The organism is Pseudooceanicola endophyticus, from assembly GCF_018760365.1.
GTDB lineage: Bacteria > Pseudomonadota > Alphaproteobacteria > Rhodobacterales > Rhodobacteraceae > Pseudooceanicola > Pseudooceanicola endophyticus.
Genome location: NZ_JAHIAB010000002.1, coordinates 321,566 through 347,503, shown reverse-complemented (window position 1 = coordinate 347,503; position 25,938 = coordinate 321,566). Strand labels below are relative to the sequence as shown.

General features: G+C 67.1%; 22 protein-coding genes. 16 read left to right on the top strand and 6 right to left on the bottom strand.

The genetic code is table 11. The features are described from left to right. The first annotated feature begins 41 nt into the window (after positions 1-41). The 6 genes from KM176_RS05150 (at position 42) to KM176_RS05125 (ending at position 5,481) form a co-directional block, all read left to right on the top strand. The gene (locus KM176_RS05150; protein ID WP_160890978.1) at positions 42-698 is read left to right on the top strand and encodes a DsbA family oxidoreductase; all 657 of its coding nucleotides are present in this window, start codon (positions 42-44) and stop codon (positions 696-698) included. Between the two features lie 137 nt (positions 699-835). Continuing rightward, the gene (locus KM176_RS05145) at positions 836-2,044 is read left to right on the top strand and encodes a multidrug effflux MFS transporter (RefSeq protein ID WP_160890979.1); all 1,209 of its coding nucleotides are present in this window, start codon (positions 836-838) and stop codon (positions 2,042-2,044) included. Between the two features lie 183 nt (positions 2,045-2,227). Continuing rightward, complete coding sequence (locus tag KM176_RS05140; RefSeq protein ID WP_160890980.1) at positions 2,228-3,442, top strand: NADP-dependent isocitrate dehydrogenase; 1,215 nt, start codon at positions 2,228-2,230, stop codon at positions 3,440-3,442. A gap of 314 nt (positions 3,443-3,756) precedes the next feature. After that, a complete protein-coding gene (locus tag KM176_RS05135) occupies positions 3,757-4,383 on the top strand; it encodes a YitT family protein (RefSeq protein ID WP_160890981.1) in 627 nt (208 codons plus the stop codon). Between the two features lie 119 nt (positions 4,384-4,502). Beyond that, entirely contained in the window at positions 4,503-5,138 is a 636-nt protein-coding gene (locus tag KM176_RS05130; RefSeq protein ID WP_160890982.1) for a YitT family protein, read from the top strand. A 10-nt stretch (positions 5,139-5,148) separates the two neighbouring features. After that, positions 5,149-5,481, top strand: a complete 333-nt coding sequence (locus KM176_RS05125) for an SMR family transporter (RefSeq protein ID WP_160890983.1) — start codon at positions 5,149-5,151, stop codon at positions 5,479-5,481. Positions 5,482-5,625: 144 nt separating this feature from the next. On the opposite strand, the gene KM176_RS05120 is transcribed toward KM176_RS05125, so the two are convergent. Further along, on the bottom strand, positions 5,626-6,498 hold the full coding sequence (locus tag KM176_RS05120; protein WP_160890984.1) for an NAD(P)-dependent oxidoreductase: 873 nt from the start codon (positions 6,496-6,498) through the stop codon (positions 5,626-5,628). A gap of 76 nt (positions 6,499-6,574) precedes the next feature. Here KM176_RS05120 and KM176_RS05115 point away from each other — a divergent pair, with 76 nt between their 5' ends. The 5 genes from KM176_RS05115 (at position 6,575) to hflX (ending at position 13,788) form a co-directional block, all read left to right on the top strand. Beyond that, positions 6,575-9,052: a penicillin acylase family protein gene (locus tag KM176_RS05115; protein ID WP_160890985.1), complete on the top strand. Its 2,478-nt coding sequence runs from the start codon at positions 6,575-6,577 to the stop codon at positions 9,050-9,052. 152 nt (positions 9,053-9,204) lie between these two features. Then, positions 9,205-10,581 (top strand): Trk system potassium transporter TrkA, encoded by a 1,377-nt coding sequence (gene trkA, locus KM176_RS05110; RefSeq protein ID WP_160890986.1) that lies wholly within the window; start codon positions 9,205-9,207, stop codon positions 10,579-10,581. A gap of 13 nt (positions 10,582-10,594) precedes the next feature. Continuing rightward, positions 10,595-12,148 (top strand): TrkH family potassium uptake protein, encoded by a 1,554-nt coding sequence (locus KM176_RS05105; protein ID WP_236045172.1) that lies wholly within the window; start codon positions 10,595-10,597, stop codon positions 12,146-12,148. Positions 12,149-12,277: 129 nt separating this feature from the next. Further along, complete coding sequence (gene hfq, locus KM176_RS05100) at positions 12,278-12,517, top strand: RNA chaperone Hfq (protein WP_160890987.1); 240 nt, start codon at positions 12,278-12,280, stop codon at positions 12,515-12,517. Further along, positions 12,517-13,788: a GTPase HflX gene (gene hflX / locus KM176_RS05095; RefSeq protein ID WP_160891272.1), complete on the top strand. Its 1,272-nt coding sequence runs from the start codon at positions 12,517-12,519 to the stop codon at positions 13,786-13,788. The genes hfq and hflX overlap by 1 nt, the downstream gene beginning before the upstream one ends. 163 nt (positions 13,789-13,951) lie before the next feature. On the opposite strand, the gene KM176_RS05090 is transcribed toward hflX, so the two are convergent. Both KM176_RS05090 and KM176_RS05085 read right to left on the bottom strand, forming a co-directional pair. Then, a complete protein-coding gene (locus tag KM176_RS05090) occupies positions 13,952-14,416 on the bottom strand; it encodes a DNA polymerase III subunit chi (RefSeq protein ID WP_160890988.1) in 465 nt (154 codons plus the stop codon). A 3-nt stretch (positions 14,417-14,419) separates the two neighbouring features. Next, positions 14,420-15,880 (bottom strand): leucyl aminopeptidase, encoded by a 1,461-nt coding sequence (locus tag KM176_RS05085; protein ID WP_160890989.1) that lies wholly within the window; start codon positions 15,878-15,880, stop codon positions 14,420-14,422. Positions 15,881-16,063: 183 nt separating this feature from the next. On the opposite strand from KM176_RS05085, the gene lptF reads away from it, so the two are divergent. The 5 genes from lptF to rsmA all read left to right on the top strand — a co-directional run bounded on the left by lptF (position 16,064) and on the right by rsmA (position 22,742). Next, positions 16,064-17,209: an LPS export ABC transporter permease LptF gene (lptF, locus tag KM176_RS05080; protein ID WP_160890990.1), complete on the top strand. Its 1,146-nt coding sequence runs from the start codon at positions 16,064-16,066 to the stop codon at positions 17,207-17,209. Then, positions 17,206-18,315: an LPS export ABC transporter permease LptG gene (gene lptG, locus KM176_RS05075; protein ID WP_160890991.1), complete on the top strand. Its 1,110-nt coding sequence runs from the start codon at positions 17,206-17,208 to the stop codon at positions 18,313-18,315. Before lptF ends, lptG begins: the two co-directional genes overlap by 4 nt. Then, positions 18,315-20,546, top strand: coding sequence for an LPS-assembly protein LptD (locus KM176_RS05070; protein WP_160890992.1), 2,232 nt, complete (start codon positions 18,315-18,317; stop codon positions 20,544-20,546). The genes lptG and KM176_RS05070 overlap by 1 nt, the downstream gene beginning before the upstream one ends. A 92-nt stretch (positions 20,547-20,638) precedes the next feature. Continuing rightward, complete coding sequence (locus KM176_RS05065; protein WP_160890993.1) at positions 20,639-21,898, top strand: peptidylprolyl isomerase; 1,260 nt, start codon at positions 20,639-20,641, stop codon at positions 21,896-21,898. Position 21,899: 1 nt separating this feature from the next. Next, positions 21,900-22,742 carry a 16S rRNA (adenine(1518)-N(6)/adenine(1519)-N(6))-dimethyltransferase RsmA gene (gene rsmA / locus KM176_RS05060; protein ID WP_160890994.1) on the top strand — a complete coding sequence of 281 codons (843 nt, stop codon included), beginning with the start codon at positions 21,900-21,902 and terminating at the stop codon, positions 22,740-22,742. Positions 22,743-22,903: 161 nt separating this feature from the next. Here the strand turns inward: rsmA and KM176_RS05055 are convergent, their stop codons facing one another. The 3 genes from KM176_RS05055 to prfA all read right to left on the bottom strand — a co-directional run bounded on the left by KM176_RS05055 (position 22,904) and on the right by prfA (position 25,832). Then, the gene (locus KM176_RS05055; protein WP_456239189.1) at positions 22,904-23,593 is read right to left on the bottom strand and encodes a DUF4167 domain-containing protein; all 690 of its coding nucleotides are present in this window, start codon (positions 23,591-23,593) and stop codon (positions 22,904-22,906) included. 350 nt (positions 23,594-23,943) lie between these two features. Next, positions 23,944-24,786, bottom strand: a complete 843-nt coding sequence (gene prmC, locus KM176_RS05050) for a peptide chain release factor N(5)-glutamine methyltransferase (protein WP_160890996.1) — start codon at positions 24,784-24,786, stop codon at positions 23,944-23,946. Next, entirely contained in the window at positions 24,783-25,832 is a 1,050-nt protein-coding gene (gene prfA / locus KM176_RS05045) for a peptide chain release factor 1 (protein WP_160890997.1), read from the bottom strand. The genes prmC and prfA overlap by 4 nt, the downstream gene beginning before the upstream one ends. Between the last annotated feature and the right edge of the window lie 106 nt (positions 25,833-25,938).

The following is a 25,938-nucleotide window of genomic DNA, read 5'->3' as shown; positions in this document are numbered from 1 at the left end:
AGCCGCTTGCAAGCGCCGCGCGCGCGCCCTAGCAAGGGCGCATGGCCATCAAGCTCGACATCCTCTCCGATCCGATCTGCCCCTGGTGCTACATCGGCAAGACGCTCCTCGACCGGGCGCTTGCAGAGCGTCCGGCGCATCCCTTCCACATCGAATGGCATCCGTTCCAGCTGAACCCCGAGATGCCGCGCGAAGGCATGGACCAGCGCGACTTCCTGCTGTCGCGCTTCGGCGAGGAAGGTGCGGAAGAGGCCCAGGCCAATCTGCGCGCCCAGTTCGACAGCCTCGGGATCGAGGCCGATCTGGACGCCGTGCGCCGCGCCCCCAACACGCTGGATGCGCACCGGCTGATCCACTGGGCCGGCCTCGAACAGGTGCAGGGCCCGGTGGTCGATGCGCTGTTCAGGGCCAATTTCGTCGAGGGGCGCGACATCGGCCAGCAGGACGTGCTCTGCGACATCGCCGACAGCGCCGAGATGGACGCCGCCATCGTGCGCCGCCTGCTGCAATCGGATGCCGACGAACAGGCGATCCGCGACCGCGACGCGCATTCGCGCCAGATGGGCATCACCTCGGTGCCGACCTTCATCGTCGCCCAGCAGCACGCCGTCCCCGGCGCCCAGCCGGTCGATCTCTGGCTCAAGGTCATCGACGAGATCTCGGGCAAGCTGGCGACGCAGGATCAGCCCGAGGACTGATCCGCTATCCGGCACGGGCCCGCGCCCCGGCAGTGCAATGCCGCACAACCGGCTCCGCGAGTCCCGGGCGGTTCTGCATCTGGCCGGGGAATCAAAAAGCTGCTAGCGGCATGTGAACTCTTCAAAAGGGATTTTCCATGGCGCAACGCATTCATCCGGTCGAATTTGTGGCGATCATGGCCATGATGATGGCCTCGGTCGCCTTCTCGATCGACTCCATGCTGCCCGCGCTTCCCGACATGGCGCGGGATCTCCAGCTTGAGGATGCCAACGACATCCAGCTGGTGCTGTCGATGTTCATGATCGGCATGGGGCTGGGCACCTTCTTTACCGGGCCGCTGTCCGACAGTTTCGGGCGCAAGACCATCATCCTGCTGGGCGTGGCGATCTACCTGCTGGGCACCGTTCTGGCCTGGCGCGCGCCGACGCTGGACCTGCTGGTCGCCGCGCGGATGCTGCAGGGCCTGGGCGCCGCCGCACCGCGGATCATCGCCATCGCCATCATCCGCGACCTGCATTCGGGCCGCGACATGGCGCGCCTGGTGTCCTTCGTGATGATGGTCTTCACCATCTTCCCCGCCATCGCCCCGCTGGTCGGCGCCTGGATCGTCGGTTTCAGCAGCTGGCACGGCATCTTCATCGCCTTCATGATCTTCGTGCTGATCGGCAGCAGCTGGTTCACCCTGCGCATCGAGGAACCGCTGCCGAAAGAGCGTCGCCGCCCCTTCCGCGTGATCTCCATCGTCCATGCCGCCCGCGAGATGCTGGGGATCCAGATGGTGCGCCTGACGCTGGTGGTTCAGGTGCTGATCATGTCGACGATGTTCATCACCATCTCGCTGATCGAGCCGGCCTTCACCCAGGTCTTCGACCGTTCCACGCAATTCCCCTACTGGTTCTTTGCTCTGGGCATGCTGGCCGGCACGTCGTCGCTGGTGAACGCCACGCTGGTCGGGCGCTACGGGATGCGCAAGATCATCACCTTCGTGCTCTCCTGCTTCCTGGTGCTCAGCGCCGCGATGCTGCTGTTCCACCTCTTCGGACCGCGCGGCCTGCCCTATTTCGTCGCCTACCTGGTCTGGCAGGCGGCGGTCTACTACCAGATCGGCATGACGATGGGCAATCTCAACGCCCTTGCGATGGAGCCGGTGGGCCATATCGCAGGCCTCGCGGCCTCGGTGATCGGCGCGGTCTCGACGATCAGCAGCGCGATCCTGTCGACCCTGGTGGCCCAGACCTTCAACGGCACGATCCTGCCGCAGCTGCTGTCCTCCTTCGTGCTCTCGGGCCTCGCGCTGCTGGTGATGCTGCGGGTCAACCACCTGGAGCGCCACAAGGACCAGTGAACGCGCCTCCGGTGTGAGCGATAACAAACCCCGCGATCCCGGTCGCGGGGTTTTGACTTTTCAGGCACCGGCCCGGGGCAAAAATCTCGTATACAAATGTATACGACCGTGGACGTTCAGCAATCGTTAGTCTAAGGAGGCACAGTAATCCCATCGCATTACGATTCCCCCGAGGAGCCACCCATGTCCAGGATCAAGGTAGACAACCCCATCGTCGATATCGACGGCGACGAGATGACCCGCATCATCTGGTCGTTCATCAAGAAGAAGCTGATCGAACCCTACCTTGAGCTCGACCTGCTCTACTACGACCTCGGCATCGAGGAGCGTGATCGCACCGAAGACCAGATCACCATCGACGCGGCCAACAAGATCAAGGAAGTCGGTGTCGGGGTGAAATGCGCCACCATCACCCCCGACGAGGCCCGGGTCGAGGAATTCGGCCTCAAGAAGATGTGGAAGTCCCCGAACGGCACGATCCGCAACATCCTGGGCGGCGTGGTGTTCCGCAAGCCGATCATCTGCAAGAACGTGCCCCGTCTTGTCCCCGGCTGGACCAAGCCCATCGTGGTCGGCCGTCACGCCTTCGGCGATCAGTACAAGGCCACCGATTTCCACTTCCCCTCCAAGGGCAAGCTGACGATGAAATTCGTCGGCGAGGACGGCACCGAGATCGAGCGCGAGGTCTACGACGCGCCCTCCGCCGGCGTCTACATGGGAATGTACAATCTCGACCAGTCGATCATCGACTTCGCGCGGGCCTCGTTCAACTACGGGCTGTCGCTGAAATGGCCGGTGTTCCTGTCCACCAAGAACACCATCCTCAAGGCCTATGACGGTCGCTTCAAGGACCTGTTTGCAAAGGTTTACGAGGAAGAGTTCGCGGAAGAGTTCAAGAAGGCGGGGATCTGGTACGAACACCGCCTGATCGACGACATGGTGGCCTCGGCGCTGAAATGGTCCGGCGGCTACGTCTGGGCCTGCAAGAACTACGACGGCGACGTGCAATCCGACACCGTGGCCCAGGGCTACGGCTCGCTGGGTCTGATGACCTCGCAGCTGATGACCCCCGATGGCAAGATCGTCGAGGCCGAGGCGGCCCATGGCACCGTGACCCGTCACTTCCGCCAGCACCAGGAGGGCAAGCAGACCTCCACCAACTCGATCGCCTCGATCTACGCCTGGACCGGCGGCCTGAAGCACCGCGCGCTGCTCGATGGCAACGACGCGCTGATGACCTTCGCCACCACGCTGGAGAAGGTCGTCGTGGACACGGTGGAATCGGGCTACATGACCAAGGACCTGGCGCTGCTGGTCGGCCCCGACCAGGGCTGGCTGACCACCATGGGCTTCCTGGAAAAGATCGACCAGAACCTGAACAGGGCCCTGAAACTCTGATCCGGCGCCTTCCGGCACTCCAGGGCCGTCCCATCCGGGGCGGCCCTTTGCGCATCCCCCGTTCATCTTTCCCCCAATACGGCCGCCGGAGGCGGAACCGCGTCCCCCGCGCCGCCTTTCATCTTTCCCCCAATATGCCCGCCGAAGGCGCATCCCCCGCCCCCCACCTGCCCATCCACCGGGCAGCCCCTGCACCGCGTCGCACCGCCGCCCCGCCCGCGACAGAATTCCCGCTGGTCCCGCCGCCCCCTGCGCCCTATATTTATGGAAGCATTACTGACCCAATAATTCCTCCCAATGTCCCGCGAGGTCCCATGCCCGCCCCGATCCCCCTGCCCACCGAATACCGCCAGCACCACACCCCGCTCGAGGACATCCAGGGCCTCGCCATCGCGCTGCTGACCTCTGCCACCGGGCTGGTCTTCATCTCCTCGCTGGGCTTCATCACCGGCCAGACCGCCGGCCTCGCGCTGATCATCGCCTATCTCTCGGGCTGGAGCTTCGGGCTGGTCTTCTTCCTGGTGAACCTGCCCTTCTACGCCCTCGCCTGGAAGCGCCTCGGCTCGGAATTCACGCTGAAATCCTTCTTCTGCGTCACCGTCGTCTCGGTCGCGGTGGATTACATCCCCCGCGGCATGAGCTTCGATCACCTCGATCCGATCCTGGGCACCGCGATCTTCGGCGTGCTGACCGGCTACGGGTTGCTGGGGATCTTCCGCCACAAGGGCTCGCTCGGCGGGCTCGGGGTGATCGCGCTGATGATCCAGGACCGCACGGGCTTTCGCGCCGGCTACGTGCAGCTCATCGTCGACGCGATCCTGTTCACCGTGGCCTTCTTCCTCTTCGACACCCGAACCGTGGCCTTCTCGCTCTTCGGCGCGGTGATCCTGAACGGGGTGATCGCCTTCAACCACCGCCGCGACCGCTACATCGCCGATTGACCGCCCGCACCCGGTGGCAAGACCCGGCCGGACCGCCCGCGCCAATTGACGCCCCGCGCCTTGTTGACGCCCCCGCCCCGCCCGCCTAGAGGCAGGTCCGCCGCCCAGAGAGGACCCAGATGACCCAGCCCGCCGCCGCACCGCAGGATCCGAAACCGACCGCCACCGGCCACGGCCCCGTCGCCGATGCCCAGGGCCTGCTCTTCGGCAGCGCCATGGCGGCCTTCGGCATCACCATCCTGACCCATCTGGGCCTGGTCACCGGCCAGACCGCAGGCCTTGCCGTGATCCTCTCCTACCTCACCGGCTGGAGCTTCGGGCCGATCTTCTTCGTGGTGAACCTGCCCTTCTACTGGCTGGGCTACCGCCGCATGGGCCTGCGCTTCGTGCTGAAGACCTTCATCGCGGTCGCCCTGCTCTCGCTCCTCTCCAAGGTCCTGCCCGGCCAGATCGCCTTTGCGACCCTCACCCCCTGGGCCGGTGCGATCCTCTTCGGCTGCGTCACCGGAGCGGGGCTTCTGGCGCTGTTCCGTCACGGCGCCTCGCTGGGCGGCATCGGCATCCTGGCGCTCTACCTGCAGGAGCGCACCGGGTTCCGCGCCGGCTGGACGCAGCTGGTCTTCGACGGCTGCCTGTTCCTCGTCGCGGCCTTCCTTCTGCCCTTCGATCGCTTCATCTGGTCATTGCTCGGCGCCGTGGTGGTCAATATCGTCATCGCCATCAACCACCGCCGCGACTGGTACGTCGCGACCTGAAAGGCCCCCCATGCCCGCCTGGCTGACCCTGATCCTTGCCGTCGCCGCCGAGACCATCGGCACCACCGCCCTTCAGGCCAGCCAGCAGTTCTCCCGGCTGGTGCCCTCGCTGATCGTGATCGCCGCCTATGCGGCGGCCTTCTGGCTGCTGTCGCTGACTTTGCGCCACATGCCGGTGGGTGTGGTCTACGCGCTCTGGTCGGGCATGGGCATCGTCTTCATCGCGCTGATCGGCTACCTGGTCTTCGGCCAGAAGCTCGACCTGCCCGCGATCCTCGGCATGATCCTGATCGGCGCCGGCATCCTGCTGATCCAGCTGGTCTCGAAGGCCTCCGGGCACTGACGCCCCGCCGCTTCATCTTTCCGCCAAATACGGCCGCCGGCAGGCGGAACCGCGTCCCCGGCACGCCATCCCCTTCATCTTTCCGGAAAATATGCCCGCCGGAGGCTGGCGCCGGGCCTGCCCGGCGCCAATCCCCGCACCCGGTCAGCCCATCACGCTCAACCGCTTGATCAGCGCCGAGGTATCCCAGCGACCGCCGCCCAGCTTCTGCACATCCTTGTAGAACTGATCGACCAGCGCGGTGACCGGCAGGCTGGCGCCGATCTCATCGCCGGTGGTCAGGCAGATATCCAGGTCCTTGCGCATCCAGTCGACCGCGAAACCATGTTCGAAGTGATCGTCCAGCATGGTGCGGTAGCGGTTCTGCATCTGCCAGGACCCCGCCGCCCCCTGAGAGATCACCTCGACCACCTTGTCGCCATCCAGCCCGGCCTTCTGGCAGAAATGCAGCGCCTCCGAGAGGCCCTGCACCAGACCGGCAATGGCGATCTGGTTGCACATCTTGGTCATCTGCCCGGCGCCCGTGGGCCCCATCAGCCGGCAGATTTTCGCGTAGGCGTCGATTACCGGCGCAGCGGCCTCGAAGACCTCCGGACGGCCGCCGCACATGACGGAAAGCACGCCATTCTCGGCCCCCGCCTGGCCGCCGGAAATCGGCGCATCGACATAGCCGAGGCCCTTCGCCTCGGCCAGCGCCGCCAGCTCCACCGTCACCGCCGAGGAGACGGTCGTGTGATCGACCAGCACCGCGCCTTCGGCCATGCCCGCAAAGGCGCCGTCCGCCCCGGCGCAGACCGCGCGCAGGTCGTCATCATTGCCGACGCAGGTCATCACGAAGTCCGCACCCTGCGCCGCTTCGGCGGGGGTGCGGCCGAAACGGCCCCCATGTTCGGCCACCCAGGCTTCGGCCTTGGCGGTGGTGCGGTTGTAGACGCTGACCTCGTGTCCCTTCGCGCAAAGGTGACCTGCCATGGGATAGCCCATGACCCCGAGACCCAGAAAGGCGACTTTCGCCATTGGACAAACCCCTGTATTGAACCATCGCCGGAACACTGTCCGCGGCAAACGCGGAACGCAAGGGCATGGGGAACATATGAGATTCGTCTTTCGCTGGCTGCTGCGCATTGCCGGGACAATGGTCATCATTGCCGTACTGGGCGCCGGGCTGGCCTATTTTCTCGCCGCGCGATCGCTGCCGACCTACGACAAGACCCTGAGGGTCAGCGGAATTTCCGCCCCCGTCGACATCGTGCGCGACAATGCCGACGTGCCCCATATCTTCGGGGCGAGCGATCCGGACGTGTTCTTCGGCCTTGGCTATGCCCATGCCCAGGACCGGCTCTGGCAGATGATCATGCTGCGGCGCACCGTCGAGGGGCGCCTGTCGGAGATCTTCGGCACCCGGACCCTGCCCATCGACAAGCTGATGCGGCGCTACGACCTCTACAAGGCCGCGCAGGCCTCGGTTTCTGCGCAAGACCCGCGCACGCTGGCGGCGCTGAAGGCCTATTCCGCCGGGGTGAATGCGCGGCTCGACGAGATCAACAAGGACAGCCTGGGGCGCGGCGCGCCCGAGATGTTCCTGTTCAACGTGCCCGTGGCGCCCTGGACGCCGGCGGATTCCATCGCCATTGGCAAGCTCATGGCGCTGGAGATGGACGGCTCTCTGGCCTCCGAAGTGGAGCGCGCGCGGGTGTCGCTGGCGCTGCCAGACCAGAAGATGGTCGATGACATCCTGCCCCAGACGCCCGGCGCGCCGCTGACCGCCCTGCCCGATTATGCCCAGCTGATGCAGGCGCAGGGCTTCACGCAATATGCTTCGGCCCAGGGCGACGGGCTGCCCGCCGACCCGCTGTCGCCCTTCCCCGCACCCGGCCTCGAAGGCGCATCGAACGCCTTCGCGGCCGCGCCGCAGCGTTCCGCCACCGGCGGAACCCTGCTGGCGAACGACCCGCACCTGGGCTTTACCGCCCCCAGCATCTGGTACCTGGCGCGCCTGCAATTGCAGCAGGGCGGTGTCATCGGTGCCACCATCCCCGGCCTGCCGCTGGTGCTTTCGGGGCGCTCGCAGTTCCTGGGCTGGGGGCTGACCTCTTCCGGGCTCGATGACCTCGATGTCTACATGGAAGAGCTGAACCCCGACCATCCGCAGGAATACCGCACCCCCGACGGCTGGAAGCCCTTCGTCACCCGCAAGACCATCATCAGCATCAAGGATGCCGCCCCGGTCACCCTGACCCTGCGCTGGACCGACAATGGCCCGGTGCTGCCCGGCAGCTTCTACAACCTCGACACCGTGACCCCGCCCGGCCATGTCGCCGCGATCAACTGGACGGCGCTGTCGGATCACGACACCACGCTTTCGGCCGGGGTGGAGCTGATGTACGCCAAGAATGTCCAGCAGGGCATCGAGGCCGGCAAGCTTCAGATCGCGCCGTCGCAGAACCTGATGCTGGCCGATGCGACCTCCATCGCCTTCAAGACCATCGGTGCGGTCCCGGCGCGCAATCCCGCCCACGACAGCCAGGGCCGGATGCCGACGCTGGGCTGGAAGCCCGAGAACCGCTGGAACGGCTATTTCCCCTATGCCGACAACCCCGAGATCGTGAACCCGGAAAGCGGCATCCTGGGCAATACCAACAACAAGGTCACCGACGCGCCCTTCCCCCACAACATCACCTTCGACTGGGGCGACACGCAGCGCATCCACCGCTGGCAGAAGCTGATGGAAAGCCGCAAGGTCCACACCCGCGACAGCTTCATCGAGGCGCAGCTGGATACCGTCAGCTTCACCGCGCGCTCTCTGCTGCCGCTGATCGGCAGGAACCTGTGGTACAACGGCGATCCCGCACCGAAGGGCACGCCCGAGCGGATGCGCCAGGACGCGCTGAAGATGCTGGCCGACTGGAACGGCGACATGAACGAGCACATGCCCGAGCCGCTGATCTATGCGGTCTGGATCTCGACCCTGCAGGACCGGCTGATCCGCGACGAGCTGGGCCCGATCGCCGACGAGTTCACCCATGTCGACCCGGTCTTCATCGAACGCGTCTTCCGCAACATCGACGGCGCCTCGAAATGGTGCGACGTGGTGCAGACCGAAACCGTCGAGACCTGCGACCAGATCGCCCAGCAATCGCTTGACGCGGCCCTGCTGTGGATCAAGGAACGCTACGGCGACAACCTGGAAAGCCTGCGGTGGGGCGATGTGCACCAGGCCGCGCAGGACCATCCGGTGCTGGGCGAGGTGCCGATCCTGAAGTACCTGGTGAACATCCGCCAGCGCACCTCGGGCGGGGACAACACGCTGAACCGTGGCGCCACCAAGGGCACCGGGCCCGATCCCTTCCTGGACGTGCATGGCGCGGGCTACCGGGGCGTCTACGATTTCGCCGATCCCGACAGTTCGGTCTTCATCATCTCGACCGGGCAGTCCGGCCACCCGCTGTCGCGCCACTACGACGACCTGGGCGAACTGTGGCGGCGCGGCGAATACATCCCAATGTCGCTCGATACCGCGCTGGCCCGCGCAGCCTCTGTCGGCGAAACCAAGCTTGTGCCGGGGAACTGAGCCCCGGCGGCGGGGCTGCCCATCCCGGTGGCAGCCCCGGGCGGGCGACGCCACGGCCATGGTGGCGCCAACAGGCACGACCGGGGATTTGAATTGACCCTTCGGGGTGCCTCTGCCATGCAGAACTCCCAGAGACAGCAGGATCCGAACGCATGAAGGTCATCATCTGCGGCGCCGGTCAGGTCGGATGGCAGATCGCCCGCCACCTGTCGGGCGAAAAGAACGATGTCACTGTCGTCGACAGCAACCCCGATCTGGTCCGCCGTGCCACCGATACGCTCGATGTGCAGGGGATCGCGGGCTTTGCCTCCTACCCCGACGTGCTGGACCGCGCGGGGGCACGCGACGCCGACATGATCATCGCCGCCACCTTCTCGGACGAGGTGAACATGGTCACCTGCCAGGTGGCCCATTCGATCTTCTCGGTGCCGCGCAAGATCGCCCGGCTGCGCTCGCGCAGCTATCTGGATGCGATCTACTCCGATCTCTACCGGCGCGACCATCTGCCCATCGACGTGGTGATCAGCCCCGAGCTGGAAGTGGCCGAGGCCGCGCTGCAGCGCCTTTCCGCCCCCTCCGCCTTCGACGTGGAACAGTTCCTGGGTGGCCAGGCCCAGCTGCTGGGCATCCAGATCGACGAGGACTGCCCGGTCATCAACACGCCGCTGCGCCAGCTGACCGACCTGTTTTCCACCCTGCGCGCCATCGTGGTGGGCATCCGCCGCGACGGGCGCCTTTTCGCCCCCGAGCCGGGCGACCAGATCTTCCCCAAGGACGATTGCTACATCTGCGTCCATGCCGAGGACGTGCCCCGCACCATGGAGATCTTCGGCAAGTCGAACCGCCAGCAGGAACGCGTGGTGCTGGTGGGCGGCGGCAATGTCGGCCTGACCGTGGCCCGCGCGCTGGAGCAGAAGGGCCGCCGGGTCCGCGCCAAGGTGATCGAGAAGAACCGCGCGGTGGCCGAACGCGCCGCCGACGGGCTGGAACGGACCATCGTGCTGCATGGCGACGGCCTTGACTCCGCGCTGCTGGCCGAGGCCGGGATCTCGCGCGCGGATGCCGTCCTGTGCGTCACCGATGACGACAAGACCAACATGCTGACCGCGGTGCGGGCCAAGAACCTGGGCTGTCCGATGTCGATCGTGCTGATCAACGATCCCACGCTGACCTCGCTGATGGCGCCGCTGGGGGTGGATGCCTACATCAACCCGCGCGCCACCACCGTCAGCTCGATCCTGCGGCACATCCGACATGGCCGGGTGCGCGGCGTCTATTCCATCGGCGATGCCGAGGCCGAGGTGATCGAGGCCGAGGTGCTGTCGACTTCGCCCATGTCGGGTCGCCCGATCCGCGACATCGACTTCCCCGAAGGCGTGCTGGTGGGCGCAGTGATGAAGGGCGACAAGGTGATGAAACCCACCGCCGACATGATCGTGGATGAAGGCGATACCGTGGTCATCTTCGCCCTGACCCCCGATGTTCCGGAAGTGGAGCGCCTGCTGCAGGTCTCCATCGACTACTTCTGAGGTCGGGCCCCGGATGGTCCATACCCACCAGCCCCGCCCCAACACGATGCGCAACCGCATCGAGAGCCAGCCGCTGTTCCTCGGGATCACGCTGTCGCTTTGCCTGTCGATGCTGGTGCCCGCCACCGTGGGCCTGGTCCAGGAGAACTACCTGGTCGCGCGGAACTTCTTCTACGTGGCCTTCCTGGGCTCCACGGTCTCTTTCCTGATCGCGCTGGCGCGCGGCACCCGGCCGCTTCTGAACACCGGGCGCGGCGACCTGCACGCGCTGCTCTCACTGTTCGCGGCCTTCATGGGCCTGCCGCTGCTGCTGGCCCTGCCGTTCTCGGAAAGCCTGCCCGACACCCGCTTCGTCAATGCCTATGCCGAGATGGTCTCGAGCTTCACGACCACCGGCATGACCTTCTACGACGATCCGCGCCGGCTTTCCGCGCCGCTGCACCTGTGGCGCGCCCAGGTCGGCTGGATGGGCGGTTTCCTGATCTGGATCGCCGCCGCCGCCGTCATGGCCCCGCTGTCGCTGGGCGGTTTCGAGGTCACCGCCGCGGGCCGCGACCAGAGCGAGACCCGCCTCGACCGGTTCCAGCGCGCCGGCGTCATCCGCCGGATGATCCGCGGCGCGCTGCAGCTGCTGCCGATCTACATCGGGCTGACGGTGGTGCTGTGGATCCTGCTGCTGATGGCGGGCGACACCCCACTGGTGGCACTGTGCCACGCGATGTCGACGCTCTCGACCTCGGGGATCTCGCCGATCGGCGGGGTGCAGAACGCGACCTCCGGCATCCCCGGAGAGATGGTCATCGCCGTCTTCATGATCTTCGCCCTGTCGCGGATCACCTTCACCTCCGACACCGTGACCTCGCGGCTGGCGCTGCACCGCGACCCCGAGATCCGCATGGGCCTGGCGCTGGTCCTCATCGTGCCGGCGCTGCTGTTCCTGCGCCACTGGATCGGCGCCATCGACGTGAAATCGACCCAGGACGTGCTGACCGCGCTGCGGGCCTTCTGGGGCTCTCTGTTCACCGTGCTGTCTTTCCTGACGACGACGGGCTGGGAAAGCGCGGACTGGGACACGGCGCAGAACTGGTCGGGCCTGTCGACACCGGGCATGATCCTGATGGGCCTGGCGATGATCGGCGGCGGCGTCGCCACCACCGCCGGCGGCGTCAAGCTCCTGCGGGTCTATGCGCTCTACCTCAATGGCCGGCGCGAGCTGGACCGCCTGGTGCACCCTTCCTCGATCTCGGGCCACGGCGTTGCCGGCCGGCGCATTCGCCGACAGGGCGCCTTCCATGCCTGGGTCTTCTTCATGCTCTTCGCGATCTGCCTGGCCGGCTCCATGGCGCTGCTCTCGCTCTTCGGTATCGGCTTCGAGAACGCCACCGCGCTCTCGGTCGCGGCACTGTCGAACACCGGCCCGCTGACGGTCTACGGCGGCGCCGAACCGGTGGCGCTGAACCTGCTGACCCCGGGGGCCAAGGTGGCGCTCTGCGCGATCATGGTGCTGGGCCGGCTGGAGCTTCTGGCGATCATCGCGCTGTTCAATCCGGACCTGTGGCGCGACTGAGGCAGCTTTTTCACAACGGGTCACAAAAACCGGCACTCGGGGCTGGAAGTTTCCGAATCCCGCCCTCATACTTCGCCGGCAAGACGAAAAGCCGCACCAGGCAATAAGAAACAAAAAGGCACAACGAGAATGGCTTCCGACCGACAGAATCTCCAGGACGCATTTCTAAACCATGTCCGGAAAACCAAGGTTCCGGTCACGATCTTCCTGATCAACGGGGTGAAGCTGCAGGGCGTCATCACCTGGTTCGACAACTTCTGCGTCCTGCTGCGCCGCGACGGCCAGGCCCAGCTGGTCTACAAGCACGCGATCTCCACGATCATGCCGTCGCAGGCAATCACCCTCTATGAAGGCGACGACACCAATTGATCGGCCATGAGGTAGCGCCCACGCGCGCCTTCGTGATCCACCCCGACATGCGGCGTGACGACACCCGTCACGCCCCCGGCTACGCATTGGCCGAGGCCGTCAGCCTCGCCCAAGCGCTGCCCGGTCTCGAGGTCGTGGGCAACGAGGTGGTGCGCCTGGCGACCCCGCAACCCAAGACGCTCTTCGGCTCCGGCAAGGTCGAGGAACTCAAGCAGATGTTCTCCGAGGCGGAGACCGAGCTGGTGCTGATCGACGGGCGCGTGACGCCCGTGCAGCAGCGCAACCTCGAGAAGGCCTGGAAGGTCAAGATCCTCGACCGCACCGGCCTGATCCTCGAGATCTTCTCGGACCGCGCCCGCACCCGCGAAGGCGTCCTCCAGGTCGAGATGGCGGCCCTGGCCTACCAGCGCACCCGCCTGGTCCGGGCCTGGACCCACCTGGAACGCCAGCGCGGCGGTCTCGGCTTCGTCGGCGGCCCCGGCGAAACCCAGATCGAGGCCGACCGGCGTGCCATCGACGAACAGCTGGTGCGCCTGCGCCGCCAGCTCGACCAGGTGGTGAAAACGCGCGAACTGCACCGCGCCGCCCGCGCCAAGGTCCCCTTCCCGATCGTCGCGCTGGTGGGCTATACCAACGCCGGCAAGTCGACACTGTTCAACCACCTGACCGGGGCGGATGTGCTGGCCAAGGACATGCTCTTTGCCACGCTTGACCCGACGATGCGCCGGGTCAAGCTCGACAGCGGCGCCGAGATCATCCTGTCGGACACGGTGGGCTTCATCTCGAACCTGCCGACCCAGCTGGTCGCCGCCTTCCGCGCCACGCTCGAAGAGGTGCTGGAAGCCGACCTGGTGCTCCATGTCCGCGACATCTCGCACCCCGAGAGCGAGGAACAGAAACAGGACGTCGAGGACATTCTCGCCGATCTGGGCCTGCCTGAAGACATCCCCGTGCTCGAGGTCTGGAACAAGATCGACCTGCTCCCCGAGGAGGAGGCTCCGAACCTCATTCAGCGCGCGATCCGCGAGGAACAGGTCCTGCCGATCTCGGCGATCACCGGTCAGGGCCTGCCCGAGCTGCTGGATGAGATCACCCGGACCCTCGATTCCGAACGGCACGCCGAAACGGTCACCCTCGAATGGTCCGACGGCAAGCGCCGTGCATGGGCCTTCAAGGAGGGCATTGTGCAGGCCGAACGCCAGACCGAGAACGGCATCGAGCTCGACCTGCTCTGGACGGCCCGCCAGGCGGCGAAATTCCGCGATCTCTGACCCATTTTCTTGTTCTCAAATACCTTCCGCGAAGCGATGGCGCACCGCGCCATTCCGAAAGCTCTCCCTGCGGATTTGGCGCGGCGACGCCGCGCCAAGCCTCCGGCGGAGGTATTTGGAACAAGAAAATGACAGGCGGCAGCTCACTCCACAGGGCAGCGGTTCACTGGCCGCCGCTTTGCGCCTTCTTTTCCCAGCGCCCGGATTCCTCCGACCAGTAGATCGCCGCGCAGCCCGCGCCGGTCAGCGCCTTCCACTGGATGCGTGCATGAGCCGTGGCGGCCTCGTCACGCCCGTCGAACAGGATGCAGGCGCGTTTCAGCGGGGCAATCTCCTGCGGTGTGAGATCGGCGCCGTCAATGGCCATCAGGCAATCAGGCTCATTGGCCGGAACGCCCTGGGTGAGCAGGATCGGCTGCAGCTGGGCATGGGGGGCGCTATCGCGACCATGCGGCAGGAAGGTCTCGTCCGGGCCGAGCCAGAGCTTCTGGTCCAGCCAGTCGAGCCGTTCCGCTTCGCGGCCCCGGACCGCAACACGCCAGCCGGCCTGCAACGCGCGGGGGAGCAACGCCTGCAAGGCGCCGTCGACCGAAGAGCGCGTGAGATGGTAGAAATAGACCTGGCCCATCCGTTAGCCCTCGAAGCCGTCGCGCACCAGCCGGTCCAGGGCCAGCACGCCCCAGCCGGTAGCCCCGGTCGGGGCCAGATCGCTTTCCGACTTCAGACTGGCCACGCCGGCGATGTCGAGGTGGATCCAGGGGGTCCCGGGCTTCACGAAGCGCTGCAGGTACTGGGCAGCGGTGATCGATCCCGCCGGTCGACCGCCGACGTTCTTCATGTCCGCAACCCGGCTTTTCAGGAGCTGGTCATAGGCCGGCGCGAGCGGCAGGCGCCAGGCGCCCTCGCCCTCTGCCGCCGCGGCTTTCAGGAAGGCATTGCAGAACGCGTCGGAATTGGAAAAGACGCCGGCATTCTCGTGGCCCAGCGCCACAATGCAGGCCCCGGTCAGCGTCGCCAGGTCGATCACGCCCTTCGGCTGGAACCGTTCCTGTGCGTACCAGAGCACGTCGCACAGCACGAGGCGCCCCTCGGCATCGGTGTTGATCACCTCGACCGTGTCGCGCTTCATCGTCGTCACCACGTCGCCGGGGCGCACGGCCGTGCCGGAGGGCATGTTCTCGACGAGGCCGACCAGACCGACGACATTGGCGGGCGCCCTGCGCAGTGCCAGCGCCTTCATCGTGCCCGCCACGGTGCCCGCGCCGCCCATGTCCATGGTCATGTCCTCCATGCCGCCGGCGGGCTTGAGGGAAATGCCGCCGGTGTCGAAGACAACCCCCTTGCCGACCAGCGCCAGCGGCGCCTCTCCGGGCGTGCCGCCCGCCCATTGCATCACCACCACCTTGGAGGGGCTGGCCGAGCCCTGGCCGACGCACAGCAGCGCGCCCATGCCGAGCTCTTCCAGCTGGTCCTCCTCCAGCACCTCGACGGTGATCCCAAGATCGCGCAGCGCCAGCAGTTCCTCGGCGAAGCGCGTGGTGGTCAGCAGGTTGGCCGGTGCATTCACCAGGTCGCGGGTGAAAAAGATCCCCTCGGCCAGCGCCTGCAGTGCCGCCGGATCGGCATCGGGCACGCGGCCCATCACCGTGACCGCCCCCCGGGGCGCGGCCTTCTGGCTTTTCAGCGCATCATAGGCATAGCCGCGCAACAGCAGCCCCAGGGCCAGGTCCTCGACGCCCTGCAGCGCACCGGCCAGCACCAGCAGCCCCTTCTCGGCGGAAAGCTTGGCAAGCTTGCCGCCCGTCCTGCGCAGCAGCGCCGCCTCGGGACGGCGCGGCAGCAGCACGATGTCGAGCGCCTCGGCGGCCAGCCCCTGCGGCCAGGCCAGGGTGATGATCTCTCCGGGGGCGCGATCGGCAAAGCCCGCGCTTTCCACCAGCCGCAGCACCGCCCCCCGGGTCAGCTTATTGACCCGGCGGGCCAGCGCCGAGAGGCCGCGCCCGGGATCAAGCACCAGCGCCACGCGGCCTTCGGCCCCGGCAATCGCCTCCAGATCGGTTTCGGTAAAGGCGAGAGAGACGGGCTGGGTCAAATCCTGGGGTCCTTGAAATCGGGTCTGCCGGCCCGCCGGGCCGGCTGTCGTGGCGGATGTCGTGACGGAGGCTAGCGCGCGACCGCCGCTTTGACCAGAATGCAGTTTTACCCGCCCCGCAAACCCGTTATCCTAGGCGGACCCTGCCCGAGTGCAGGCGGACGACGCATTCGGGAGCGAAGATTGGCGCGTTTCGACAGATATCTGCTGTCGCAGCTTATGATGCTGTTCGGCTTCTTCACGCTCGTGCTGGTGGCCATCTACTGGATCAACGCGGCGGTGCAGCTGTTCGACCGGCTGCTGGGCGATGGCCAGACCGCACTGGTCTTCCTTGAATATTCCGCGCTGACCCTGCCGGGGGTGATCCGCACGGTTCTGCCGATCGCGGTCTTTGCCGCGGCGGTCTATGTCACCAACCGGCTGTCTTCGGACAGCGAGCTGGTGGTGATGCGCGCTACCGGCTTCTCGCCCTGGCGGCTGGCGCGTCCGGCGCTGGTCTTCGGGCTGATCGCCGCCGCGATGATGTCGCTTCTGACCCAGGTCCTGGTGCCGCTCAGCCAGCAGGAGATGCAGACCCGCGACAGCGAGATCGCCCGCAACATCACCGCCCGGATGCTGACTGAGGGCGCCTTCTTGCACCCGACCTCGGGTGTCACCTTCTACATCCGCGACATCGACGACGACGGCACACTGCGCGATGTCTTCCTGTCGGATCGCCGCAATGCAGAAGAGCCGCAGACCTTCACCGCCGCGCGCGCCTATATCGTCAACACCGCCTCCAAGGGCAGCGACGGCCCGGCACCGAAACTGGTGATGGTCGACGGGCTGACGCAATCGCTGGAAAAAAGCACCCAGCGGCTGTTCACCACCCATTTCCAGGACATGACCTACGATATCGGCAGCTTCATCAAGAGCAGCGACAGCATCCGCCCGACCATGCGGGGCATGTCGACCCTGACCCTGCTGGCCGATCCCGACGCCGCCGGCACGCTGACCGGCAACACCCGGGGCCGCATCCTCCAGGAGGCCCATGGCCGCATCACCCAGGCGCTGCTGTGCATTGCCGCGGCCTTGATCGGCTTTGCCGCGCTGCAGATCGGTGGTTTCAGCCGCTTCGGGGTCTGGAAGCAGATCATCATCGCCGTGGCGCTCCTGGTGCTGCTTAAGGGCATCGAGGGCGGCGTCACCGGCCCGGTGCGCAAGGATGGCGACCTGTGGCCGCTGCTGTACCTGCCTTCGCTGGTGGGGCTGCTGATCAGCGCGGCGCTGCTGTGGTGGGCGGCCCGTCCGATACGCCGGCGCCAGCGCCGCGCGGAGGCCCCGGCATGATCCTGCACCTTTACTTCGCCCGCCGCTTCCTGCGTTCCTTCCTGCTGATCTTCGGGGTGTTCTTCCTGCTCACCCTCTTCATCGATCTGGTGGAGGAGCTGCGCAAGTTCTCCGACGACGGGGTGGGCTTCGGGCGGATCTTCGGGCTGACGCTGCTGGCCACGCCGGCGGCGCTCTATGAGATCCTGCCGCTGATCATGATCCTGTCGACGGTGACGCTGTTCCTGTCGCTGGCGCGCTCCTCCGAACTGGTGGTGGTGCGTGCCGCCGGGCGTTCGGCGCTGCGCACGCTGGTTTCGCCGCTGATCGTGGCCTTCCTGCTGGGGGTCTTCATCGTCGCGGTGATGAACCCGCTGGTGGCCGCGACCTCGCGGGCCTATTCCGACATTTCCGAACGCTACAAGACCGGGGGCAGCGATGTCATGTCGGTCTCGGCGGACGGGCTGTGGCTGCGTCAGGGCGGCACCGCCGAGGGTCAGACGGTGATCCGGGCCAGCCGCGCCAATGCCCAGGCGACAGAACTTTACGACGTCTCCTTCCTGACCTTCACCGAGACCGACGGCGGCCAGGTGCCCAGCCGCCGGATCGAGGCCGCCTCGGCCCGGCTGAGCGATGGCGCCTGGCAGCTGCGCGGGGTGAAGATCTGGCCGCTCGATGCCGGCACCAACCCCGAGGCCGGGGCCATGGTGCTGCCGCAGTACAGCCTGCCCTCGACCCTGACCGAGCAGCGCATCCGCGACAGTTTCGCTTCGCCCTCCTCGATCTCGATCTGGCAGCTGCCGGCCTATATCCAGGAGCTGCGCGCCGCCGGCTTTGCGGCCCGCCGGCACCTGGTCTGGTTCCAGATGGAGCTGGCCCGGCCGCTGTTCCTGGTGGCGCTGGTGCTTGTCTCCTCGGCCTTCACCATGCGCCCGGCGCGTTTCGGCCGTACCGGTGTCGCGGTGCTGGCAACGATCATGCTGGGCTTCTCGCTTTACTACATCCGGAATTTCGCCCAGGTGCTGGGGGAATCCGGCCAGATCCCGGTGATGCTGGCAGCCTGGGCGCCGCCGATCGCCTCGCTGCTGCTGGCCACCGGGCTTCTCTTGCAGATGGAGGACGGCTGATGCCGCCAGTGCCTGCCGCCGCGAAGCGCGGCGCCCCGACCCGATCCCTGACCCGCGCCACCCCGGCGCCGCGCTGGCGCTGGACGCTCGGCGCGGGGCTGGCGCTGGCCATGGGGCTGGCCGGGGGCGCGCAGGCGCAGGACACCTCCGGACCGGCAATGCTGGTGGCCGACAAGATCTTCATGGAGGGCCCCGACAAGCTGGTGGCCGAGGGCCATGTCGAGGCGCTTCAGGGCGATGTGCGGCTGCGCGCCACCCGCGTCACCTACAACAAGGAAACCGGGGAACTGGCGCTGGAAGGCCCGATGACCCTGACCCAGGCCGATGGCAGCACGGTGATCGTCGCCGACAGCGGCACGCTGGACCGCGACCTGCAGAACGGGCTGATGCGCGGTGCCCGGATCATGCTGAACCAGCAGGTGCAGCTTGCCGCCGCCCAGGTCGCCCGGGTCGAGGGGCGCTATACCCAGCTTTACAAGACCACCGTGTCCTCCTGTCAGGTCTGCGGCCAGAGCAAGCCGCCGCTCTGGCAGATCCGCGCCGAAAGCGTGGTCCACGACACCGAGGCCGGGCAGCTCTATTTCGACAAGGCCCGCTTCGAGGTGATGGGCGTGCCGCTGCTCTACCTGCCGAAACTGCGCCTGCCGGATCCGACCCAGAAGCGCGCCAGCGGCTTCCTGATCCCGGAATTCCGCCGCGACACCACGCTGGGCACGGGCATGAAGCTGCCCTACTACCTGCGGCTCGGCGACAACCGCGACCTGACGCTGACGCCCTTCATCTCGGACAAGACCCGCACGATGGAGTTCCGCTACCGCCAGGCCTACCGCACCGGTGCGCTCTCGGTGATCGGTGCGGTGTCGCGCGATGACCTCGACAGCGACTTCAGCTCGCGCGGGTACATCCAGGCGGACGGGCTGTTCTACCTGCCGCGCGACTTCACGCTCAGCTTCTCGCTGAAGGCGGTGTCGGATGTCTCCTACCTGTCGGATTACGACTATTCCGACGAGGACCGCCTGCGCAGCGAGATCACGCTGGACCGGGCGCGGCGGGATGAATGGATCGGCTTCTCGATGGTGCACTACCGCTCGCTGCGCGCCGACGAGAACTACAACACCATCCCCTCCTACATCGGCGATGCCAGCTACGAGAAGCGGCTGTTCCCGGCCCTGATCGGCGGCGAACTGCGCTATGGCGCAGAGCTGCACGGGCATTACCGGATCTCCGACAGCGACACCCCCGATGCCGACGGCATCGTCGAGGGGCGCGACGTGGCGCGGCTGTCGGTCTCCTCGGACTGGCGGCGCACCTGGACGCTGCGCCATGGCCTGCGGGTCGAAACCCTGGGCGGCATGGTCGCGGACAGTTTCCGCACCATGGACGACAGCACCCTGCCCGACAGCCAGTCCGGCATCACCCCCTACAGCGCCGTCACCCTGCGCCTGCCGATGCAGCGCGCCAATGCCGACGGCAGCCGCGACGTGATCGAACCGGTCGCCCAGCTGGCCTGGTCGGGCGGTCACGCGCTGAAGGTCGCGGACGAGGAAAGCACCCGGGTCGAGTTCGACGAGGGCAACCTGCTGGGCCTGACCCGCTATTCCGCCCCCGACCGGCGCGAACGCGGCTGGCGCACCGCCTACGGGCTGAGCTGGGCGCATTACACCGCCTCCGACTGGACCCTGCGCGGAGTCGTGGGCCAGGTCTGGCAGCAGAAGGTGGATGCCGATTTCAGCCGGTCTTCGGGGCTGGATTCGCGCTATTCCGACGTGCTGATCGCCGGCCAGGTCGCCGCCCCGGGCGGCTGGTCCGTGACCGCGCGCGGCCTCTACGATCCCGCCGATGCGCTGCAGCTTGACAAGGCAGAGGCGCTGGCCAGCTGGATCAGCACCCGCACCACCTTCTCGGCGAGCTATGTCTGGCTGCCCCGCGACGAACAGCAGGACCGCGCCGAGGTGGTCTCTCAGTGGGGCCTGGACGGCAGCGTGCAGGTCAACGACACCTGGGGCCTGTCGGCCAATGCCCGCTACGACATCGCCGCCGAACGCCCGGTCAAGGCCGGGCTGGGCGTGACCTGGCGCAACGAATGCGTCGAGGTCGGCCTGGGCCTGGATCGCAGCTACGGCTCCTCCGAGGTGGTCACCCCTTCGACCGACGTTACCTTCACCGTGGGCCTGCGGGGCTTCACGCTCAATGACGCAGGCGGAAGCACGCGCAAGTCTTGCAGTAACTGATTGAGACAGGGCGCCAAAGGGCTATACATGTGGCCGAGAAACGACAGGCCGGGACAGGCGTTCCGGCCCCGAAAGGACAAGGGCAGGCAGAGATGAGCACACCCGCGACGACGCGCTTCCAAGGCAAATCCCGCGCGGGGGCCAGGGCCCTCCCGCTGGCGCTGGCGATGATGCTGGCCCTCGCGCCTCTGGCGCCCCAGGGGGCCTCCGCCCAGACCTTCGGCCCGGCGATCCGGGTCAACGACAAGGTGATCACCCAGTACGAAATCGACCAGCGCACCCGCCTGCTGACCGTGCTGGGCGCGCCCGGCGACGTGCGCAAGATGGCCCGCGATGCCCTGATCGACGAGAAGCTGGAACTGGGGGCCGCCGACAGCTTCGGCTTCGCGCTGAAGGACGATCAGATCCAGGCCGCGATGGAGCAATACGTCAGCCGCACCCAGCTGTCGCTGAACGACTTCCTGGCCCGCCTTTCCCAGGCCGGCATCGACAAGGAATCCTTCCGCGACTTCGTGCGCGCCGGCGCCACCTGGCAGGAGCTGGTGCGGGCCCGCTTCCAGTCCAAGGTCGACGTGACCGAGCAGGAAGTCGATGCCGCGCTGGCCGCCCAGGCCAACCAGGGCAGCGTCAGCGTCGCGATCTCGGAAATCTTCATCCCCACCGGCTCCGATCCCCAGGGCGCGGCGCGGCTGGCCGAGCAGATCTCCCAGATCCACTCGATCCCCGCCTTCGCCGATGCCGCCCGCAAGGTCTCTGCCGGGCAGAGCGCGGCAGAGGGCGGCAAGGTCGACTGGATGCCGATCTCGAACCTGCCGCCGGTGCTGCAAACCCAGATCATGGCGCTGAAACCCGGCGAGGTGACACCGCCGCTGCAGGTCCAAGGGGCACTGGCGCTGTTCCAGCTGCGCGCCCTGCGCGAGAACGCGGCGCCGAAGAAGACCTATTCGGCAATCGATTTCGCCCGCTACTACATCCCCGGCGGCCATTCCCCCGAGGCCATGGCCCGCGCCGCCCAGATCGCCCAGAGCATCGACACCTGCGACGATCTTTACGGCATCAACAAGGGCCAGCCCGAGAAGCTGCTGGACCGGGTCAGCCTGGCCCCCGACAAGATCCCCACCGACGAGGCCGTGGCGCTGGCCAAGCTTGACGACAACGAGATCTCGACCGCGGTGACGCGCGACAACGGCCAGACACTGGAGCTGCTGATGCTCTGCGGGCGCACCCCCGCCGGCGTGCCCGCCGATATCGACCGCACCAAGGTGATGAACCAGCTCAAGGACCGCCAGCTCAGCTCCTATGCGGATGGCTACCTGGCCGAGCTGCGTGCAGACGCAAGGATCGTGCAATAACATGGCGGCGATCGACGGGCTGCCGCCCCTGCGCGAGGTCATCACGACCCATGGCCTCGCCGCCAAGAAATCCCTTGGCCAGAACTTCCTGCTGGACCTGAACCTGACGGCGAAGATCGCCCGCCAGGCCGGCGACCTGTCGGGCTGCGACGTGCTGGAAGTGGGCCCCGGCCCCGGCGGGCTGACCCGCGGGCTGCTGTCCGAAGGGGCGCGCAAGGTGCTGGCCATCGAGAAGGACAGCCGCTGCCTGCCCGCCCTGGCCGAGATTGCCGCGCATTACCCCGGACGGCTTCAGGTGATCGAGGGCGACGCGCTGGAGGTCGATCCGCTGGCCCATTTGACGCCGCCGATCCGGGTGGCGGCGAACCTGCCCTACAATGTCGGCACCGAGCTGCTGGTGCGCTGGCTGACGCCGAAGGACTGGCCGCCGTTCTGGGAAAGCCTGACGCTGATGTTCCAGCGCGAGGTGGCCGAGCGCATCGTGGCGACCCCGGGCTCCAAGGCCTATGGCCGCCTGGCGATCCTGTGCGCCTGGCGCGCCGAGGCCCATATCGCGATCTCGCTGCCGCCCGAGGCCTTCACGCCGCCGCCCAAGGTCTCTTCGGCCGTGGTGCATCTGACCGCCCTGCCCGAGCCGCGCTATCCCGCCGATCCCAAGGTGCTGGAACGCGTCGTGGCCCAGGCCTTCAACCAGCGCCGCAAGATGCTGCGTGCCGCCCTGAAGGGCGCGGCGCCCGACATCGAGGACCGTCTGCTGGCATCGGGGATCAAGCCCACCGACCGTGCCGAGACCATCGGGCTGGAGCAGTTCTGCGCCCTGGCCCGCAACATCGCGGCAGGCTGAGCCCCGAGACGGAGCCCCCTGCAGGAGGCGGTGCGGGGGCGCTGCCCCCGTCTTCCGTACCGGAAGACTCCCCCGGGATATTTCCGGCCAGATGAGAGAGCCATGCGAAAAGGGGCGGCCCGTCGGGACCGCCCCTTTTCGATCTGAACCGGAAGCCGCGATTATTCGGCGGCTTCCGAAGAGGGCTTGTCGCCCCCCGGTGCGGCCTCGGCTGCGGTGGGCTTCTTGGAGCGGCTGGAGGCGGCACGCTTGCGCGGCGCCGGCTTGCTGGCCTTGTCCTCGGGGGTTTCGACGAGCATCGAGCCGTCATCCTCACCGGAGGAAGTGTCGATTACGTCATCCGAAAGCGCCGGCTTTGCGCGGCTGCGGCGCGGCTTGGCGGCGGGCTTGTCGCCCTTCTCGCCCTCGGCCTTGCGGCTGCGGGCCCGGGGCTTGTCCTCGGTCTTTTCCGGGGCCCTGTCGGGCTTGTCGCCGGCCTCTGTCACCGGGGCGGCTTCGGCGGCCACGGGGGCCTCTGCCTCGGCTGCGGGCTGCGGCGCCGGAGCGTGCTGGGCCTGATGCCCCTGCTGCGCGCCATTGCCATTGCCGTCCCGCTCGGGGCGCGGTGCGCGATCACGGTCCCGCTCGGCCTGGCGGTTGCGGTTCTCGGCTTCCTGCTGCTCGCGCCGGTTTTCCTGGTCGCGCTGCGCCTCTCCGAGCATCCGCAGGTAATGTTCCGCGTGCTGGTAGAAGTTTTCCGTGGCCACACGGTCCCCGGCCAGGGTCGCATCGCGCGCCAGCTGGGTATATTTGTCGATGATCTGTTGCGGCGTGCCGCGCACCTTGCCTTCAGGGCCCGAGGAATCGAACACCCGATTGACAATATTGCCGACAGACCGGTTGCGGGACTTGTTCCGCGAACGTGATTTCGAAGATCTCATAAGGTCAGCTGTCTAGCCTTGAGTTTGTCATGCGTCGCCGCCTCATCCCCGCGGCGCTGGCTTGGCACCGTAAGCTGGAGAGCGGCTCCTGTCTGGCTTGGTTCCGGGGGGGCTTGCCTAACTTGGGCGAGCGTCCGCATCCCGGTCTCAACTGGAATAAGCATGCTCCGTTGCAGATGACAAGGGGGAAGTGAAACTTTTAGCCAGATTTGGCAGGTTTCCCGCAATCGGGCCGTTTCACATCCACCTTCGGGGAGGGCGCGCCGGGGTTTGCCGGCTGTTCAGGTGGTGCCTGGCTGCGGCGCCTCGGCACAGACCACGCGATCCCTGCCATCCATATCGCCGCGGATGCGGACATTTTCAAGCCCTGCCGCGTGGAACAGCGCGACGACGGCGGGTCCCTGCTGCCAGCCGATCTCGGTCAGGAGGCGACCGCCGGGGACAAGATGGCGCGCCGCCTCGGCGGCGATCACCCGGTAGGGCGCCAGCCCGTCCCCGCCGGGGGTCAGGGCCATGCGGGGTTCCCGCAGCACCTCGGGCGAGAGCGCCGTCATCTCGGCTTCGGCGATGTAGGGGGGGTTGGAGACGATCAGCTCGAAGCGCCCCTCCACCGCCTGGAACCAGTCCGACGGGCGCAGCGTCACGCGCTGCGCGACCTCCAGCGCCTCGGCGTTGCGGCGCGCCACCGCCAGCGCCGTCTCCGAGAGATCGACGCCCAGGCCCCGCGCCCGGGGACGTTCCGCCAGCAGGGTCAGCAGGATGCAGCCGGATCCGGTGCCCAGGTCCAGCACCGAGGCGAAGGGCTGCTCCAGCGCCTCGGCCACCAGCTCTTCGGTCTCGGGACGCGGATCGAGCACGTCGGGGCTGACGGCGAAACGCCGCCCGTAGAACAGCCGCTGGCCGGTGATATGCGAGACCGGCGTATGCGCGGCCCGCCGGGTGATCGCGGCCTCGAAGGCCGCCTGCTGCGCCGCGTCCAGCTGCGACGGCATGTCGATGCTGAGCCGTTCGGGCGCCAGATCAAGCACATGGGCCAGCAGGCGCCGGGCATCCTGCATGGCGCCTGGAATTCCGGCTTCGGTCAGGGTCCGCGCGGCCGCGCGCAGGGCCAGGGCGGGGCTCATGCGCCGGTCTCGGCCAGAAGCTGCGCCTGGTGATCGGCGATCAGCGCATCGATCACCTCGTCCAGATCGCCCTGCAGGATCTGGTCCAGCTTGTAGAGCGTCAGGTTGATCCGGTGATCGGTCATCCGGCCCTGGGGGAAGTTGTAGGTGCGGATGCGTTCGGAGCGGTCGCCCGAACCGACCTGCGCCCTGCGGTCGGCGGCGCGGGCCTCGGCAGCCTTCTGGCGTTCCATGTCGAAGAGACGGTTGCGCAGAACCTGCATGGCGATGGCCCGGTTCTGGTGCTGGGACTTCTCTGACGAAGTGACGACGATGCCGGTCGGAACGTGGGTGATGCGAACGGCGGAATCGGTGGTGTTGACATGCTGACCGCCGGCGCCCGAGCTGCGCATGGTGTCGATGCGCAAGTCGTTCGGATCGATCTGAATATCGACCTCCTGCGCCTCGGGCAGCACCGCGACGGTGGCGGCCGAAGTATGGATGCGCCCGCCGCTCTCGGTCTGGGGCACGCGCTGGACGCGGTGGACGCCGCTTTCGAACTTGAGCCGGGCAAAGACACCCTCGCCCTTGATCGCCGCCGTCACCTCCTTGATGCCGCCGAGCTCGGTCAGCTGCTGGGCGACAATGGCGAAGGACCAGCCCCGGCCTTCGGCATAGCGCTGATACATGCGCAGCAGGTCAGCGGCGAACAGCGCGGCCTCATCACCGCCGGTGCCGGGGCGGATCTCGATCATGGCGGGGCGGGCATCGGCGGCATCGCGTGGCAGCAGGGCCAGCTGCACCTCGTGCTCCAGCTCCGGCAGCAACGCCTTCAGACGCGGGAGTTCCTCTTCGGCAAGGGCCCTCATCTCGGAATCGGAGAGCATCTCTTCCGCCTCCCGCAGGTTGCCAAGCAGGACCTGGTAGCGACGCACGGCCTCCACCACGGGTTTCAGCTCGGCATATTCCCGGGCCAGGGCGACAAAATCGCCCCCGCCTTCCGCCATCTTAGCCTCGATGAATTCGTATCGGCCCGTGATCCGGACCAGCCTGTCTTCGGAAATCATGTCTTGCTGTTTCCCAATCCCGCGCGCGGGTCAAGGGGGATGCCCGTGAGGGGGCTCTGCCCCCGTCTCCTGCGGAGACTCCCCCGGGATATTTCCGGCCAGATGA

Excerpts from the sequence above, each read along its gene's own strand:
- KM176_RS05125 (WP_160890983.1), top strand. The coding sequence starts at position 5,149 with ATGCCCGCCTGGCTGACCCTGATCCTTGCCGTCGCCGCCGAGACCATC.
- trkA (WP_160890986.1), top strand. The coding sequence starts at position 9,205 with ATGAAGGTCATCATCTGCGGCGCCGGTCAGGTCGGATGGCAGATCGCC.
- KM176_RS05090 (WP_160890988.1), bottom strand. The coding sequence starts at position 14,416 with ATGGGCCAGGTCTATTTCTACCATCTCACGCGCTCTTCGGTCGACGGC.
- hfq (WP_160890987.1), top strand. The coding sequence starts at position 12,278 with ATGGCTTCCGACCGACAGAATCTCCAGGACGCATTTCTAAACCATGTC.
- KM176_RS05140 (WP_160890980.1), top strand. The coding sequence starts at position 2,228 with ATGTCCAGGATCAAGGTAGACAACCCCATCGTCGATATCGACGGCGAC.
- prfA (WP_160890997.1), bottom strand. The coding sequence starts at position 25,832 with ATGATTTCCGAAGACAGGCTGGTCCGGATCACGGGCCGATACGAATTC.
- KM176_RS05130 (WP_160890982.1), top strand. The coding sequence starts at position 4,503 with ATGACCCAGCCCGCCGCCGCACCGCAGGATCCGAAACCGACCGCCACC.
- KM176_RS05070 (WP_160890992.1), top strand. The coding sequence starts at position 18,315 with ATGCCGCCAGTGCCTGCCGCCGCGAAGCGCGGCGCCCCGACCCGATCC.
- lptG (WP_160890991.1), top strand. The coding sequence starts at position 17,206 with ATGATCCTGCACCTTTACTTCGCCCGCCGCTTCCTGCGTTCCTTCCTG.
- KM176_RS05115 (WP_160890985.1), top strand. The coding sequence starts at position 6,575 with ATGAGATTCGTCTTTCGCTGGCTGCTGCGCATTGCCGGGACAATGGTC.
- KM176_RS05145 (WP_160890979.1), top strand. The coding sequence starts at position 836 with ATGGCGCAACGCATTCATCCGGTCGAATTTGTGGCGATCATGGCCATG.
- KM176_RS05150 (WP_160890978.1), top strand. The coding sequence starts at position 42 with ATGGCCATCAAGCTCGACATCCTCTCCGATCCGATCTGCCCCTGGTGC.
- prmC (WP_160890996.1), bottom strand. The coding sequence starts at position 24,786 with ATGAGCCCCGCCCTGGCCCTGCGCGCGGCCGCGCGGACCCTGACCGAA.
- KM176_RS05120 (WP_160890984.1), bottom strand. The coding sequence starts at position 6,498 with ATGGCGAAAGTCGCCTTTCTGGGTCTCGGGGTCATGGGCTATCCCATG.
- KM176_RS05105 (WP_236045172.1), top strand. The coding sequence starts at position 10,595 with ATGGTCCATACCCACCAGCCCCGCCCCAACACGATGCGCAACCGCATC.
- rsmA (WP_160890994.1), top strand. The coding sequence starts at position 21,900 with ATGGCGGCGATCGACGGGCTGCCGCCCCTGCGCGAGGTCATCACGACC.
- KM176_RS05135 (WP_160890981.1), top strand. The coding sequence starts at position 3,757 with ATGCCCGCCCCGATCCCCCTGCCCACCGAATACCGCCAGCACCACACC.
- KM176_RS05065 (WP_160890993.1), top strand. The coding sequence starts at position 20,639 with ATGAGCACACCCGCGACGACGCGCTTCCAAGGCAAATCCCGCGCGGGG.